Below are 16,210 nucleotides of genomic sequence, written 5' to 3' on the forward strand. Positions count from 1 at the left end.
GCAGCGTAGAGGTCACAGCTTGCGCAGACTCAACCGCTGCACCTTGTGGTCCGGGCCCTTGCGCAGCACCAGCGTGGCGCGGCCCCGGGTGGGTGCGATGTTCTCCACCAGGTTGGGTTTGTTGATCGTCCGCCACATGGTGCGGGCGTAGTCGAGGGCCTCGTCCTCCGACACCTGGGTGTACCTGCGGAAGTACGAGGACGGGTCCTGGAAGGCGGTCGCGCGCAGCTTGCGGAACCGGTTCAGGTACCACCGCTCGATGTCCTCGGTGCGCGCGTCGACGTACACGCTGAAGTCGAAGTAGTCGGCGAGACCGACCCTGGTGCGGCCGTCGTTGCCGGGCAGCGCGGGCTGGAGGACGTTGAGGCCCTCGACGATGAGGATGTCCGGGCGGCGGACGGTGAGCTTCTCGCCGGGGACGATGTCGTAGATCAAGTGGGAGTAGACGGGGGCTGTCACCTCCGCCTTCCCCGCCTTGATGTCGGCGACGAACCGGGTCAGCGCCCGGCGGTCGTACGACTCCGGGAACCCCTTGCGCGACATCAGGCCGCGCGCCTGGAGTTCGCGCGTGGGCAGCAGGAACCCGTCGGTGGTGACCAGTTCGACCCGGGGGTGCTCGGGCCAGCGGGAGAGCAGCGCCTGGAGCAGCCGGGCGACGGTCGACTTCCCGACGGCGACCGAACCGGCCACCCCGATGACGAAGGGGGTGCCGGACTGGGAGCCCTGCTCGCCGAGGAAGGTGTTCAGCGCGCCGCGCAGCCCGTCCGTGGCACCGACGTAGAGGTTGAGCAGCCGGGACAGCGGCAGGTAGATGTCCCGCACCTCGTCGAGGTCGATGACATCGCCGAGGCCGCGCAGCCGCTCGACCTCCTCGGCGGTGAGCGGCAGCGGCGTCTTGTCGCGCAGCGCGCTCCACTCGGCTCGGGTGAGGTCGACGTAGGGAGTCGCCTCCGGCCGGGACCGGTGGGCGCTCCGGGGCATCGAGGGGACCGGAGAGATCACAGTCCATTGTTAACGGAGTTCGAACGGGGTGGGGGGTGGGGTGCGTCACGCCCACCCCCGCACGACCGCCGGTGCGCCGGCGACCCGAACCCGACCTTCGACCGGCTGCGCATCGAGCGGATCGTCAATGAGTACGGCGGCGAGACCCTCGTCGACTACGCCGAGCCCACCGGCGCCTGCGCCACCGGCTCCGGCTTCCCGAAGCCGGAGGAGAACACCGGGTTGTGCTTCCCGGCGTACTGGCACCCGGACCCGGACAAGGCCGACGAGAACATCGACTGGTTCAACAAGTACGTCGTCGACAACGTCCAGGAACTGCCCGCCATGACGGGTGTGCCCGCCATGACCACGTCCTACGAGTATGTGGGCGGCGGCGCATGGGCGCTCAACCAGGCCGAGTTCTCCAAGAAGAAGACCCGCACCTACGACCAGTGGCGCGGCTTCGCCCTGGTGCGCACCATCGGCGGCGCCGACAACAGCGAGCAGTACCAGACCACCCAGCGCTCGATGACCGAGATCCGCTACTTCCGCGGGATGGACGGCGACCCGCTGCCCGGCGGCACCACTCGCTCGGTCACGGTCAAGGACTACGGCGGCGGCACCATCGCCCCCGACAAGGAGGCCTACCAGGGCCGAGTCGCGGAGACGATGACGTACACCAAGTACGGGGGCACCGTACTCACCCGGGACGTCGAATACCCGACGTACCAGGTGCTGGCCACCCGCACGCGCGACGGCGGCATCCCGCCGCTCAGGGCGTACCGGGTCCTGGACGACCACACCACCTCGGTGACGCGCTCGTCCGGAACCGGCGACGACACGCGGACCTTGCGCACGGTCAGGACGTCGACGAAGTACGACGACACCTACGGCCTGCCGATCCAGGTGGAATCCGAGGGGGACACCGGCAAGACGGGCGACGAGTCCTGCACCCTCACCTCCTACGTCCACAACACGACCAAGTGGCTCATAGGTCTCACCCAGCAGACCCTGACCACGGCCGGCACCTGCGCCGACGCCGCCACGGCCACCGGCACCGACTGGATCGCCGGCTCGCGCATGGCCTACGACGGCGGCGCTTTCGGCGACGCACCCACCGGCGGCCTGGCCACCACCACCTGGGACGTCAGCGGCAGCGGCGGCGGCTGGACGCAGAGCGCCGCCCTCACCTACGACTCCTACGGCCGCACCAAGACCACGACCGACGCGGCGGGCAACAAGGACACCACCACCTACGACCCGTCCACCGGTCAAGTCCACTCGATCACGGCCACCAACGCGCTCGGCCACCAGGAAGTCTCCACGGTCGAGCCCGGCCGTGGCACCACGCTCGCCGAGACCGACGCCAATGGCCGCGTGACCAAGTACGCCTACGACGCGCTGGGCCGTACCACGGCGGGTTGGAAGCCGTCCCAGTCGACGTCGGACAAGCCATCGGTGAAGTTCGCGTACAACACCACTGTCGGCGAGCCGGTGTCCGTGGTCACCTCCGCGCTCAAGGACAACGGCACGTACGAGGACTCGGTCGTCTTCTACGACGGCCTCGGCCGGGAACGGCAGACCCAGGAACCCGCCGTCGGCAAGGGCCGTCTGATCACTGACGTCCACTACAGCGCCAACGGCACCATCGAGCGGACCGACAACGCCTACTACGCGTCGGGTGACCCGCAGCCGGTGATGTTCGAGGTCGCCTCCGACTTCAACATCCCCAACTCCACCCTGTACGCGTACGACGGCCTGGGCCGTGAGCTGTCCGAGACCCCGTACGAGGCGGGCACCGTCAGGCCCGAGAAGTCCACACGGTACGAGTACGGATACGACTACTCCACGGTCATCGAGCCGGACGGCGGCGCCTCGCAGCGCTCCTGGAGCGACGCGCTCGGCCGCACGACCCGCGTCGACACGTTCACCGACAAGCTGCGCTCGGCCTACCGCGCCACGCACTACGAGTTCGACGCGCGCGGCGACCAGGTCAAGGCGACGGACACCAAGGGCAACAGATGGTCCTGGACGTACGACGCGCGAGGCCGCCAGCTGACGGCGAGTGACCCGGACACGGGTACGACGTCCACCACGTACGACGCGCTCGACCGCCCGGTGACCACCACCGACGCGCGGGGCGTGACCGTCTGGAGCGGCTACGACGCTCTGTCACGCCCGACCGAGCAGCGGCTGAACTCCTCCACCGGCACCCTGCTGACGAAGAACACCTACGACGAGCTGATCGGCGGCGCCGGTCTGCCCTCGACGTCGACCCGCTACACCGACGGCCTGCCGTACACCGCGAAGATCATCGGCTACGACGACGACTACCAGCCCACCGGCAAGCAGATCACGCTGCCGCCCCTGGTCGCGCAGAAGTACGGCCTCGCGGAGATGTACACGTACGCCTACGAGTACACCGACGGCGGCCTGCTGAAGTCCGTCACGGTGCCGAAGGCGGGCTCGCTGGACGCCGAGAAGGTCATCACCCGCTACAACGAGGACGACCTGCCGGTCTCCACCTCCGGCCTGGACTGGTACACGGCGGAGACCACCTACAGCCCGTACGGCGAGGTCCTGCGCACGGTCAGCGGCGAGCACCCCGGCCGGGTGTGGACGACGAACCTGTTCGACGAGCGCACGGGCGCCCTCACCCAGTCCATCGTCGACCGCGAGTCCACCACCGACACGACCGCTGTCTCCGGCCACCGCGTCAACTCCCGCACATACGGCTACGACAACGCCGGCAACGTCACCAAGATCGAGGACACCGTCGACTCGATCACGGACCGGCAGTGCTACGCCTACGACGTGATCGGCCAGCTCACCCGTGCCTGGACGACGCACGACCCGGCCTGCGCCACCAACACGGACGGCACGCCGACGACGGTGACGATCGGCCAGCGCGGCGACGGCTACCACAAGTCGTACGAATACGACGACCTGGGCAACCGCAAGAAGCTCGTCGAGCACCACATGGAGCTGGTGGACGGCAAGACGGTCCTGGACCCGTCCAAGGACGCCACAACCACCTACACGTACGGCAAGGCGGACGGCACCCAGCCGCACACGCTGACCGGCATGTCGCACACGTACACAGGCGACTCCGGCCAGCAGATCACCGAGGCGTCGACGCTGACGTACGACCAGACGGGCAACGCCAAGACCCGGACCACCGGAGGCGACGAGCAGGCCCTCTCCTGGACCTGGGACGGGCAGGTCGAGAAGATCACCGGCTTCGGTGAGGAGGGCCAGGGCGCGTTCGTGAACACGCCCACGGGCAAGTGCGTGGACGCGCAGTCCGGTTCGTCGGCGGTCGGCACCCCGGTGGAGATCTACGACTGCAACGGCACCAAGGCGCAGAAGTACCGCATCGACTCCGCCGACCCGGCCAACCCGTCCACGGGCGCGCTGAAGATCCTCGGCAAGTGCGTGATGCCGTCCGGCGGCGGCACGGCCGACGGCACGGCGGTGGTCCTGGCGGATTGCACGGGTGCGGCCAACCAGAAGTGGACGGCGACCGCGACCGGCACGCTCAAGCACGTCGCGTCGGGCAAGTGCCTGACCGACCCGGGCGGCGACTCCACGAACGGCAAGGACCTCCAGCTCTCCGCCTGCAACAGCTCCGGCTCCCAGGTGTGGGCGCCGGCGAAGGAGACGACGTACGTCTACGGCCCCGACGGCGAGCGCCTGATGGCGCTCAGCGCGTCGGAGAACGACCTGTACCTGGACGACACGACGGTGGCGACGACGGCCAACGGCACGCCGTCGTACACCGAGCGCTACTACTCCCAGCCGGGTGCGCCGACGGTGATGCGGCACGCGCAGAACGCCGGCAAGTCGACCCTGCACGTCCAGATCACCGACCAGAACGGCACGGCCTACGCGGACGTGTCGCTGGAGGCCGGCAACCAGGTCCAGTTCTCGCGCACGGACCCGTTCGGTGTGCAGCGCAGCGAGGCCGACTCCTGGCGCTCGCACCACAGCTACGTCGGCGGTGACGACGACACGGCCGGCGGCCTGGTGCACCTGGGGGCCCGCGAGTACGACCCGTCCACGGGCCGCTTCATCTCCCCGGACCCGGTGCTGGACCTCGCCGACCCGGTCCAGATGAACGGCTACGTCTACTGCGAGAACAACCCGGTGACGTACTCCGACCCGACGGGTCTGTCCTCGGGGTACGAGCCGCAGGACTTCGGGGGGCCGTCGAACTCCACGATCGCCTGGGCCAACGCGCAGATGCACAGGTCGCTGACCGACATCATCCTGTCGGTCGGCGGGGCGATGCTGAAGGAGTTCCTGGGCTGGAACGACATCGTCGGCTGTTTCTCGCACGGTGACCTGTGGTCGTGCGGAAGCCTGATCGTCGACGCCATCCCGTGGACCAAGCTCACCAAGATCCCGGCGGTGCTGCGGATGGCGAAGCGGATCGCCGGTGCCGTCAGTGCCTGGCGTTCGGCGGTGTCCAAGGCCCGCAAGATCATCGATATGGCCAAGAAGGCCGCCGAGATGGCCCGCAAGGCGAAGGCGGCGGCGAAGGCCGCGGCGAAGAAGGCGGCCCAGCTGGCCAAGAAGAAGGCCAAGGAGGCGGCGACCAGAGCGGCGAAGGCGGCGGCGAAGAAGGCAGGCAACCGCGCACAGAAGAAGGCCCGCAGCGAGGCGGCTTCCAAGGCCAGGCCGAAGGCTTCCCGGCCGAGCAAATCGGGCGGCAAGTCCGAAGGCGGGGGCGGACACAAGTCCGAGTCCGAGGGAGAGACCTGCAACAGCTTCGTCCCCGGAACCCAGGTCCTGATGGCGGATGGCGCCACCAAGCCGATCGAGGACGTCAGGAACGGCGACAAGGTCGTCGCGACCGACCCCGAGACCGGTGAGACGGCCGTCGAGACGGTCACGGCCGAGATCAAGGGCGAGGGCGTCAAGCACCTGGTCAAGGTCACCATCGACACCGACGGCGACAAGGGCACCAAGACGGCCACGGTCACCGCGACCGACGGCCACCCCATCTGGATCCAGTCCCTGCACGCCTGGGTCAAGGCCACCGACCTCAGATCGGGCGAATGGCTCCACCAGCGCCGGCACCTACGTCCAGATCACGGCGATCGAACGGTGGGCGGCCCAGAAGGCCACCGTCCGCAACCTCACCGTCAGCGATCTGCACACCTACTATGTGCTGGCGGGGGCCACGCCGGTACTCGTACACAACTGCGACGACCACGAGGAAGGGTTTAAGGCAGCCGAAGGGTCGCTTGCCCGGGAAGAATATCCGCGGCAGTCCATTGGAGGAGCCTTCTACGGACTCGGCGACGAGCCCATCGAGCTCTTGTCGGGCGGTCGACGCCATGCTGGTCGCCCCAATTACACACCGCCGCCTGGCGTAACCAAGAATGGCGATCACATAGGGGCGCAGTCGGCTGCAATCATGAGAGATCGCGGACTCAAGCGGGGGACGGTATACCTTTCCAATGACGGCCCTTGCTCTATGTGTAAGGAATCCGTTTCGGACATGCTGCCATCAAAATCCTCTCTGACTGTCTACTGGAGGAAGGGTGGCGAAGTGTACGGCCGAACGTATCTAAGTCGAGATTATTGGGATTGATGTACGGCATGAATGCGCGAGTGATTGATCCGAAGTCTCTCGATCCGGAGGAGTTCTTGGCTTCGTGGTACGGGCCGAGGGATGACATCATGGAGACTGTGGAGTCCGATCTCGCCCTGTTGCCTGATGGGCTCAGGAAATGGCTCCACTTGATTTCTCGGTGGAAGTTCCCGCTCTCGATGAACAAGACGCTCTTCTTGTCGTCTGATATGGCAGAGGAAAATGGGAAGTATATCTTCATGGGTGATCAGGGGGGGTGGGCCTGGGCGTTCGACCCGAACACTCCACTGACGGTATATGAAGCGAAGGATGATGAACCGTGGCGACCTTTGCGTGGCGAGTGGGCGGATATGTTCTTCTATCATGCGTTCACCGAGGCGATCGAAGCGGCGCCAGTGGTGAAATGGTGTGCGGACATCTCTGAAAGAGATCTGAGGCGAGTGCTTCGTGGATTTGACGAGATTGCCTTCAACGACAGTAGATGGCCGGCCCCTGAATGGCGATGGTATGTGACCGAGGGTTTGGTCGCAGATGCCGGCCCCCGGAAGGGATCTCCTGGGCGGTTCGTAATCACGGTCGGCGCTAAATCAAAGGAGATAGCGGAACGCCTCGATTTGCCGAACAATGTCGATTGGCGAGTGCGCGAAAATCGCTGAGCTGAACTCGGTTGGCGTGAACCGACTGAAAATTGTCAATCGGAAGCGGTGATCGATTTGGCGGTGGCGCAACTGGCGCGATGGGCGGGCGTCCTCTATCCAGTGACCCGATTCGAGGTGTATTGGGCGGACGTGGCCGAAGGAATGGTCCCCCTACCCGGTTCGAGGTGGTGAAGGAGCTGGCGTCCCTGCCTGACCCAGATCGCTCGCGAGTGGCGGCAGTGCGGTTCATCGACACATGGAGTGCCCCTCTGGCGGCCGGAGACGCCGTGCGTCCGGAGGAAGCGGCAGCGGTGGAGGAATTCGCTTCCTCTGGTCTGTGAGTACGTAAGGGAGCACCGCCGGGATTGGGTGCGGCTGAGCTCAGGGTGTCTGACGACGTTGGCCGACGGGAACGTCAGCGGACGAACGGCGTGGGGTGTAGAGCTGCCAAGTCCGTGATCCACCCACGGCAGTGTTCACCCGTTAGAAGGGAACCCCAGGTCAGGGGCATGCTTCATGGGAGGGATGTCATGAGCGGTACGGAGTCGATAGGCAGCGCGTGGAAGCTGAGCGACCAGGAGGGCGGGGTGCTCGCGGGGCGGTGGTGGAAGTGGGCTCTAGCGGCACCGGACGACCTCAGCCCCGTGCGGGACACAACAGGTGAGAACGCCGCCTGGAACCAGCCGGCCGACCTCTGGTTCCTCGCTGGGACCTACGGCGGTCGTGTGGTGCGGCGCTGTGCTGTGCCCTCGGATCGACGCCTCTTTTTCCCCGTGCTGAACAGGCAGCACACCAGGTCCCACTCGAAGGTTCCTCTGTCCTTGACGGTTGCCCAGGCCACGGCCACGCTCAACGGTGTTCCCCTGTCCTTGCAGGAGTTCTCGGCACCGTTCCGGACCGGGTTGACCCGTCGGCTCGCCTGGGGTGTCTGGGGTGGCGTGATGCCGTTGGCGCCCGGTCAGTACGTACTGGAGATCAAAGCCGAATCCACGAGCGGCTTCTGGGTCGACACGACGTATCACCTGGAAGCGAGGGCGCTCTGAGCGCTGCTCGTGCCCCTGCGGGCACGGGTCCGGGGGTGTGAAGGCGACGGTCGCCAGATACCTGACGACCCCGCACATCACGCCGAAATCACGGTCGAGTACCGGATGGTGACCGGAGATCATCTGTGTCACCGCTGTGCGTAAAGTATGCGCAAAGTGTTGCGGAAACGTACCGTGACCTGCGGAGAAAGAGCTTCCTTTCGTGAGATCCCCCGTGGTGCGCCGGACCGCACTCGCCGCGTCCGCCGCCGCTCTCGCCCTGTTCGCCACCGCCTGCGGCGGTTCCTCCGACGACGGGGACAAGGGTGGCGACGGCAAGACCGCGCAAGCCGACAAGACGGCGTCCGCCGCGCCCGCGGCCGCGAAGCCGCTGACCGCCGCCGAGTTGGAGAAGGCCGCGCTGACGCAGGCCGACGTGAAGAGCGGGAAGGTCACCACCAAGGTCGCGGCGGGGGACAACGTCGCTCAGGACAAGGTGAAGGCGGAGGACGAGGCGTGCGCGCCGCTCGCTCTGCTCCAGGCCGGTACCTACACGGGCGCGCCCTCGGCGACGGCGAAGCGCTCGTGGGCGAGCGACGCGAAGAAGCCTAAGCCGGGCGCCGACCCCGAGGAGGCCATCATGACCGGCCTCGACCGGACGAAGGTCGTCGAGACGCTGTCCTCCTACGCGGAGGGCGGCGCCGAGCAGGCGATGAAGGACCTGAAGACGGCCGCGCAGAAGTGCGCCGGCGGCTTCGCCTACACGGCGCTCGGCACCAAGACCACGGTCGTCAAGGTCGCCGTCACCGACGCGCCGCAGGGCGCCGACGAGGCGCTGGCCCTGACCTCGACGGTGTCCGCCGACGGCGTCAAGTTCCCGATGAAGAGCGTCATCGTCCGCAAGGGCGCCACGCTCGCCTACTTCCCCGCCGTCAACCTCGCCTCCGGCGCCTCCGGCAAGGACTTCCCCTTCCCCGCCGAGCTCGTCGACGCCCAGCTCGGCAAGCTCAAGTGACATGAGGTCATTCCCGCCGGGGTGTTCGTACCCCGGTGGGAATTTCCGATTTCGGGCACGGGGAGGCGGGTTTCGGCGGCTGACGGGCCGTAGGCTGCGGCCCATGTGCGGAATCGTGGGATACGTGGGGTCGCAGTCGGCGCTCGAGGTCGTGATGGCCGGGCTGAAGCGGCTGGAGTACCGGGGTTACGACTCGGCCGGTGTCGCCGTGCTCGCGGACGGCGGGCTGGCGGCGGCGAAGCGGGCCGGGAAGCTGGTCAACCTGGAGAAGGAGCTGGTCGAACGGCCGCTTCCGAGCGGGTCGACCGGTATCGGGCACACCCGGTGGGCCACCCACGGTGCCCCCACGGACGCGAACGCCCACCCGCATCTCGACAACGCCGGGCGCGTCGCCGTCGTCCACAACGGGATCATCGAGAACTTCGCCCTGCTCCGCGCGGAGCTCGAGGAGCGCGGGCACGAGCTGTCCTCCGAGACCGACACCGAGGTCGTCGCGCATCTGCTCGCCGAGGAGTTCTCCGCGACCGCCGACCTCGCCGAGGCCATGCGGCTGGTGTGCCGGCGGCTGGAGGGCGCGTTCACCCTGGTCGCGGTGCACGCCGACGCGCCCGACGTGGTCGTCGGCGCCCGCCGCAACTCGCCGCTGGTGGTGGGGGTCGGCGAGGGCGAGGCCTTCCTCGCCTCGGACGTCGCCGCGTTCATCGCTCATACGCGTTCCGCGATCGAGCTGGGCCAGGACCAGGTGGTGGAGCTGCGCCGGGACGGCGTCACCGTCACCGGGTTCGACGGGCAGCCCGCCGAGGTCCGCTCCTACAACGTCGACTGGGACGCGGCGGCCGCCGAGAAGGGCGGCTACGACTACTTCATGCTCAAGGAGATCGCCGAGCAGCCCAAGGCGGTCGCCGACACGCTGCTGGGCCGCATCGACGGTGCCGGGAACCTGACGCTGGACGAGGTGCGCATCTCCGCCTCCGAACTGCGCGAGATGGACAAGGTCGTCATCGTCGCCTGCGGTACGGCCTTCCACGCGGGCCTGATCGCCAAGTACGCCATCGAGCACTGGACCCGTATCCCCTGCGAGGTCGAGCTGGCCAGCGAGTTCCGCTACCGGGACCCGATCCTGGACGCGCAGACGCTGGTGATCGCCATCTCCCAGTCGGGCGAGACGATGGACACCCTGATGGCGCTGCGCCACGCCCGCGAGCAGGGCTCGAAGGTGCTGGCCATCTGCAACACCAACGGTTCGACGATTCCACGTGAGTCGGACGCGGTGCTGTACACGCACGCGGGCCCGGAGGTCGCGGTCGCGTCCACCAAGGCGTTCCTGACCCAGCTGGTGGCGTGCTACCTGGTGGCGCTGTACCTGGGCCAGGTGCGGGGCACCAAGTGGGGCGACGAGATCCGGGCCGTGATCCGCGATCTGTCGCAGATCGGCGGCGCGGTCGAGCGGGTCCTGGAGACGATGGAGCCGGTGCGGGAACTGGCCCGCTCCCTCGCGGCGAAGAACACGGTGCTGTTCCTGGGCCGGCACGTCGGGTACCCGGTCGCTCTCGAAGGCGCCCTGAAGCTCAAGGAGTTGGCGTACATGCACGCCGAGGGCTTCGCGGCGGGCGAGCTGAAGCACGGGCCGATCGCCCTCATCGACCAGGACCTGCCGGTGGTCGTGGTGGTGCCGTCGCCGCGTGGCCGGTCCGTGCTGCACGACAAGATCGTCTCCAACATCCAGGAGATCCGCGCCCGGGGCGCCCGGACGATCGTGATCGCGGAGGAGGGCGACGAGGCCGTCGTCCCGTACGCGGACCATCTGATCCGCATCCCGGTGACCCCGACCCTCCTCCAGCCCCTGGTCGCCACGGTCCCCTTGCAGGTCTTCGCCTGCGAACTGGCCACGGCCCGCGGCAACGAGGTCGACCAGCCCCGCAACCTGGCGAAGTCGGTCACGGTGGAGTGAGCGCCGAGGAGGCGTGCGGAGGGGTCACACCCGGTCCAGCGGCCGGTGCGGCCCCGCCGGCAGTTCCGCCTCGATCGCGTCGCCGGGGCGCACCACGCCGCCCTCCCGGACGACGCTCATGATCCCGGCCCTGCGCACGAGGTTCCCGTCCGCGTCACGGCCGACGACCTGCTTCAGCAGCCCGTCCTGGAAGCCGTCGATCTGCACGCAGGGGTTGCGCAGCCCGGTCACCTCCAGCACCGCTTCGCCGCCGATGCGCAGCAGGGTGCCGACGGGCAGGCCGAGCAGGTCGATGCCGCGGGTGGTGATGTTCTCGCCCAGCTGACCGGGAGCCACCTGGAATCCGGCTCCCGCGACCTCGTCGAAGAGCTCCTCGTGGATGAGGTGGACCTGGCGCAGGTTCGGCTGGGTGGGGTCCTGCGCGACACGCGAGCGGTGCTTGACCGTCACGCCGGCGTGGACGTCCCCCTCGACACCGAGGCCGGCGAGCAGCGTGATGCTGTCCCGGTTCGGCTTGGTGAACGAGTACTCGGCGTTGCTGCTGACCGCCGTCACCGTCGCGCCCATGACCTCGGATCCCCCTCATCGGTAGGTGATTGCCCCCGGGCACCCTACGCCGCGGCCGTAGGGTGCTCCGCATGAGCATCATCGGGGTCGGCATCGATGTCGCCGAGATCGACCGGTTCGCGCAGTCGCTGGAGCGGACGCCCAACCTGGCCAAGCGGCTGTTCGTGGCGGACGAACTGCTGCTGCCGGGCGGCGAGCGCCGGGGCATGGCCTCGCTGGCCGCGCGGTTCGCCGCGAAGGAGGCGGTCGCCAAGGCCCTCGGCGCGCCGGCCGGGCTGCTGTGGACGGACGCGGAGGTGTACGTCGAGGACAGCGGGCGTCCGCGGCTGAGGGTGAAGGGCTCGGTCGCGGCCCGCGCGGCGGAACTCGGGGTGCGGGCCTGGCACATCTCGCTCAGCCATGACGCCGGGGTGGCCTCGGCGGTGGTGATCGCGGAGGGGTGAGGAGCCGTCACCAGCCGCCGATGTCGCCGTCCGTGAGACGGATGGCGAGCACCGTGGCGTCGTCCTGCGGGTGGGGGCCGGTGAGCTGGTGGACCAGGCGCTGGACGTAGGCGTCCAGTGCCTGGTCGCCCGGCGGGATGCCGCCGCGGGCACAGCCGTCGGCGGCCTCCAGCAGATGGCAGGAGTCCCGGTCGAGGTCCGAGCCGCGGCGTTCGATCAGGCCGTCCGAGTAGAGCAGGACCACGTCACCTGGGTAGAGCAGCGTCTCGGCCGCCTCGTACTTCTCGCCGGGCAGGACGCCCAGGGGTGTGCCGGGGCCGCCCGGCGGCGGGTCGAGCAGGCGGGCCCGGCGCTCGCGCAGCAGGACGGGCAGCGGGTGACCGGCGCACGTCCAGCGCAGCATGCCGCGGTCGGGGTGGTAGCGGCCGATGATCGCGGTGGCGGTGGACTCGTCGCCGTCGTCGCAGGCGACCAGGTTCAGCCAGCCGGTCAGCTGTTCCACCAGCTCCCCGGTGAACGCCAGCCCCGCCAGGGCGTAGCGCAGCTTGGCCATCAGGGTGACGGCGTCGAGCCCGTGTCCGCGGGCGTCGCCGAGCGCGATCAGCACCTGTCCGCTGGGCAGGATGCGGGTCTTGTACCAGTCGCCGCCGACGCGCGCCGCGTTCGGCTCCGGGCGGTAGACGACGGCGGCCTCGATGCCGTGCAGGGCCAGTTCGGCCGGGAACCGGGGCAGGACGGCGTCCCGCAGCCGCTCGGCGACCTCGGCGACCGTGTCCGCCCGCTGCCGCTGGGTGCGCGCCTCGCGCAGGGCCCGTTCGGCCAGGGAGCGGCTGTAGCGGTCGTCGGTCACGTCGTGGAGCACCGCGCGTACGGTCCACACCGGACCGTCCTCCGGGCGGACCGGTTCGGCGACGAGGCGGACGATCCGCTCGGACGGCCGGACGAACTGGAGATCGCATTCGGCGACGCGCTCGCGCAGCAGGACGTCGTGGATCACCGCGTACAGCGGCAGCAGGCTGACCGGCGCCACCATGCGGCCCAGGTCGAGCAGGCCGGGCAGGGGCTGCGAGGCCGGCAGGCCGAGGACGTCGCGCAGCCCCGACGACGGTTCCACGGACCCGTCACCGAGGTTCCACTCGACCCAGCACACCCGCACCAGCTGCTGCGCGGCCTCCTCCATCCGGGTCTTCTGGCCGCGTTCCCAGGTCAGCAGCAGCAGACCGCCGCAGGGGGTCACGCGCACGTCGCTGCTCATCCGCACCACCAGCCCGTCGGGGCCGGCCAGCGACCACTCGGCCGGTTCGGGGCCCTGCGCCCGCCCGGTGCGCTGGGCCTCGGCGAGCAGCCGGGGCACGGGGGTGTCCGCCATGTTGGGGAAGCGCTGGAACAGCGGGACCCTCCCGGTCCACGGCGGCAGGATTCCGGGCGGGACGTGCCGGGCGGAGTGCTCCAGCGTGGCGGCGTTCTGCCCGACGTAGCAGAAGTCCGTGACCTCGCCCCGCTCGTCGAACACGGGAAGGACCACCATGACGGCGATCGGCAGCGCGTCCAGCAGCTCGGGTGCCGGGGGCACCGGCGGCGGACCGGGCCGCGGCGGGCACGGGCCCGTGCCCGGCTCGCGCGCGGGAACGGAGTGCTCGGCGGCGTACCGGGCGATCTCGTCCCGCTGCTCGGCCAGCAGCCTGTCCAGCGCCTCGAGCCGCCCCCCGGTGAGGCCGGTGCCGGTGCTGTCACCGATTCCGTCGCCGACGCCGACCGGTTCCTTCACCATGTGCCGGGGCCTTCTCCCTCCCCGCCTTTCGGTTTCATACGGATTCGTCCGGTCTTCTCCCTTCTGGTTCCCGTGCGATGACGGGCCTATGCGGGGCAGACTCGACCGCATGCGTACCGCGTACAGCGTCGAGACGGTCAGGACAGCCGAGCGCGCGCTCATGGCGCGGCTCCCGGACGGCGCCCTCATGCAGCGTGCCGCCGCCGGGCTCGCCGCCGCCTCGGCGGACCTGCTCGGCGGCGTCTACGGCCGCCGGGTGGTCCTCCTCGTCGGCAGCGGTGACAACGGGGGCGACGCCCTGTACGCCGGGGCCCGGCTGGCCCGCCGGGGCGCCGGGGTCGCGGCCGTGCTGCTCGCCCCCGACCGCACCCACCCGGGAGGCCTCGCGGCGCTGCGCCGCGCGGGCGGCACGGTCGCCCGGCCGGACGCGGCCGACCGGCTGATCGACCGGGCTGACCTCGTGATCGACGGGATCGTCGGCATCGGCGGCAAGGGCGGCCTGCGCCCCGACGCGGTGCCGCCGGCCGAGCGCGCGGCGCGCTCGGGGGCCGTCGTCGTCGCCGTGGACCTGCCCAGCGGGGTGGAGGCGGACAGTGGTGAGGTGCGGGGAGCCGCGGTCCGCGCCGACCTGACCGTCACCTTCGGCACCCACAAGCCGGCACTGCTCGTCGACCCGGCCCGCGAGTACGCCGGCACGGTCCGCCTCGTCGACATCGGCCTGGGCCCCGAGCTGCCGGCCGAACCGGAACTCGAAGCCCTCCAGCACGCGGACGTGGCCGCCCTGCTGCCCCGGCCGGCCGTCGAGAGCGACAAGTACCGCCGGGGCGTCGTCGGCATCGCGGCCGGCTCGGCCCGCTACCCCGGTGCGGCCGTGCTCGCGGTGTCCGGCGCGCTGCGCGGCGGCGCGGGGGCCGTACGGTACGTCGGACCCGCCGGGCACGCGGTGATCGCCCGCTTCCCCGAGACCCTGGTGTCCGACCAGGGACCGCACAAGGCGGGCCGGGTGCAGGCGTGGGTGGTGGGGCCGGGCGCGGGGGACGACGTGGCGACCGTGGCGGAGGTGCTGGACGCGGACGTCCCCGTCCTGCTGGACGCGGACGGCCTGCGCCTCGCCGACCGGGAGGCCGTACGGGCCCGCAGCGCGCCGACCCTGATGACCCCGCACGCGGGCGAGGCCGCCGCACTGCTCGGTGTGGCGCGGGAGGAGGTGGAGGGCGCCCGGCTGGCCGCCGCCCGGGAACTCGCCGCCCGCTACCGCGCGACCGTCCTGCTCAAGGGCTCGACCACGCTGATCGTCGACCCGGACGGCGGTCCGGCACGGGTCAACCCGACCGGTACCCCGTGGCTGGCCACGGCCGGCAGCGGCGACGTCCTGTCCGGGCTCGGCGGGTCCCTGCTCGCGGCCGGCCTGTCCGCCCGCGACGCCGGCGCCGTGGCGGCCTACCTGCACGGCCTGGCCGGCCGCCTGGCCGCGAAGGGCGCGCCCATCGGCGCCCACGACGTCTCCGACACCATTCCCCGGGCCTGGCGGGACGTGCGGCGGACGCGAACGGAGACCCGGGGGCGGTAGGAGCCGGTACGAGGGGGGCCGCCGAGCCGGGGGCGGCGGCCTGACGAAGCCTGCGGTGGGGCTGTCGGGGTTCGGGGACCGGTGGTCTGAGGGTGTCGAGGCCCGAGGGGCGGCGGTCTGGGGGGCTGGGGTCCGGTGGGCCGGCGGGCCGGGGGCCGGGGAGCCTGCGATCTGAGGTGGCCGGCGGCCAGGGAAGCCTGCGGTCTGACGAAGCCCGTAGTCCGGGGGCGGGTGGTCCGTGGGTGGTGGGGTTCGGGGGCGGGTGGTCTGAGGGTGTCGGTGGACCGGGGAGCCTGCGGTCTGAGGAGGCCGGCGGCCGAAGGAAGCCTGGGGTCTGGCGAAGCCTGCAGTTCGGGGTGTCGGGGTTCGGGGGCGGGTGGTCTGAGGGTGTCGGTGGGCCGGGGAGCCTGCGGTCTGAGGTGGCCGGCGGCCGAAGGAAGCCTGGGGTCTGGCGAAGCCTGCAGTTCGGGGGGCGGGGTCCGGGGGCTGGGGGTCTGAGGGTGTCGGTGGCCCGGGGGCCGGTGGCCGAAGGAAGCCTGCGGTCTGAGAAAGCGGTCTGAGGAAGTCGGCGGCCGGAGGGAGCCGGTGGTCCGAACGAGCCGGTGGTCCGAACGAGCCGGTGGTCCGAACGAGCCGGTGGTCCGAACGAGCCG

At 70.1% G+C, this 16,210-nt stretch carries 11 protein-coding genes; 8 read left to right on the plus strand and 3 right to left on the minus strand.

Annotated elements, in window-relative coordinates; genetic code table 11:
- Positions 1–12 precede the first annotated feature (12 nt).
- Entirely contained in the window at positions 13–981 is a 969-nt protein-coding gene (coaA, locus tag ABZ484_RS05775) for a type I pantothenate kinase (protein WP_358864605.1), read from the minus strand.
- A 27-nt stretch (positions 982–1,008) separates the two neighbouring features.
- Between coaA and ABZ484_RS05780 the strand changes: the two genes are divergently transcribed.
- The 6 genes from ABZ484_RS05780 to glmS all read left to right on the plus strand — a co-directional run bounded on the left by ABZ484_RS05780 (position 1,009) and on the right by glmS (position 11,206).
- Entirely contained in the window at positions 1,009–6,213 is a 5,205-nt protein-coding gene (locus ABZ484_RS05780; RefSeq protein ID WP_358864606.1) for a ricin-type beta-trefoil lectin domain protein, read from the plus strand.
- Entirely contained in the window at positions 6,137–6,580 is a 444-nt protein-coding gene (locus ABZ484_RS05785) for a DddA-like double-stranded DNA deaminase toxin (RefSeq protein WP_358864635.1), read from the plus strand. Before ABZ484_RS05780 ends, ABZ484_RS05785 begins: the two co-directional genes overlap by 77 nt.
- Positions 6,580–7,236 carry a hypothetical protein gene (locus tag ABZ484_RS05790; protein WP_358864607.1) on the plus strand — a complete coding sequence of 219 codons (657 nt, stop codon included), beginning with the start codon at positions 6,580–6,582 and terminating at the stop codon, positions 7,234–7,236. The genes ABZ484_RS05785 and ABZ484_RS05790 overlap by 1 nt, the downstream gene beginning before the upstream one ends.
- Positions 7,237–7,748: 512 nt before the next feature.
- Positions 7,749–8,261 carry a hypothetical protein gene (locus ABZ484_RS05795; protein ID WP_358864608.1) on the plus strand — a complete coding sequence of 171 codons (513 nt, stop codon included), beginning with the start codon at positions 7,749–7,751 and terminating at the stop codon, positions 8,259–8,261.
- Positions 8,262–8,463: 202 nt separating this feature from the next.
- On the plus strand, positions 8,464–9,255 hold the full coding sequence (locus tag ABZ484_RS05800; protein ID WP_358864609.1) for a hypothetical protein: 792 nt from the start codon (positions 8,464–8,466) through the stop codon (positions 9,253–9,255).
- Between the two features lie 103 nt (positions 9,256–9,358).
- Entirely contained in the window at positions 9,359–11,206 is a 1,848-nt protein-coding gene (gene glmS / locus ABZ484_RS05805; RefSeq protein WP_358864610.1) for a glutamine--fructose-6-phosphate transaminase (isomerizing), read from the plus strand.
- Between the two features lie 24 nt (positions 11,207–11,230).
- Here glmS and ABZ484_RS05810 read toward each other — a convergent pair whose 3' ends face one another.
- Positions 11,231–11,773, minus strand: a complete 543-nt coding sequence (locus ABZ484_RS05810; protein WP_358864611.1) for an MOSC domain-containing protein — start codon at positions 11,771–11,773, stop codon at positions 11,231–11,233.
- Between the two features lie 71 nt (positions 11,774–11,844).
- Between ABZ484_RS05810 and ABZ484_RS05815 the strand changes: the two genes are divergently transcribed.
- The gene (locus ABZ484_RS05815) at positions 11,845–12,216 is read left to right on the plus strand and encodes a holo-ACP synthase (RefSeq protein ID WP_358864612.1); all 372 of its coding nucleotides are present in this window, start codon (positions 11,845–11,847) and stop codon (positions 12,214–12,216) included.
- A gap of 7 nt (positions 12,217–12,223) precedes the next feature.
- On the opposite strand, the gene ABZ484_RS05820 is transcribed toward ABZ484_RS05815, so the two are convergent.
- Positions 12,224–13,987 (minus strand): PP2C family protein-serine/threonine phosphatase, encoded by a 1,764-nt coding sequence (locus ABZ484_RS05820; protein WP_358864613.1) that lies wholly within the window; start codon positions 13,985–13,987, stop codon positions 12,224–12,226.
- A gap of 109 nt (positions 13,988–14,096) precedes the next feature.
- Between ABZ484_RS05820 and ABZ484_RS05825 the strand changes: the two genes are divergently transcribed.
- Complete coding sequence (locus ABZ484_RS05825; RefSeq protein WP_358864614.1) at positions 14,097–15,557, plus strand: NAD(P)H-hydrate dehydratase; 1,461 nt, start codon at positions 14,097–14,099, stop codon at positions 15,555–15,557.
- Positions 15,558–16,210: the final 653 nt, after the last annotated feature.

This window comes from Streptomyces sp. NPDC006393 (assembly GCF_040628575.1).
Lineage (GTDB): Bacteria > Actinomycetota > Actinomycetes > Streptomycetales > Streptomycetaceae > Streptomyces.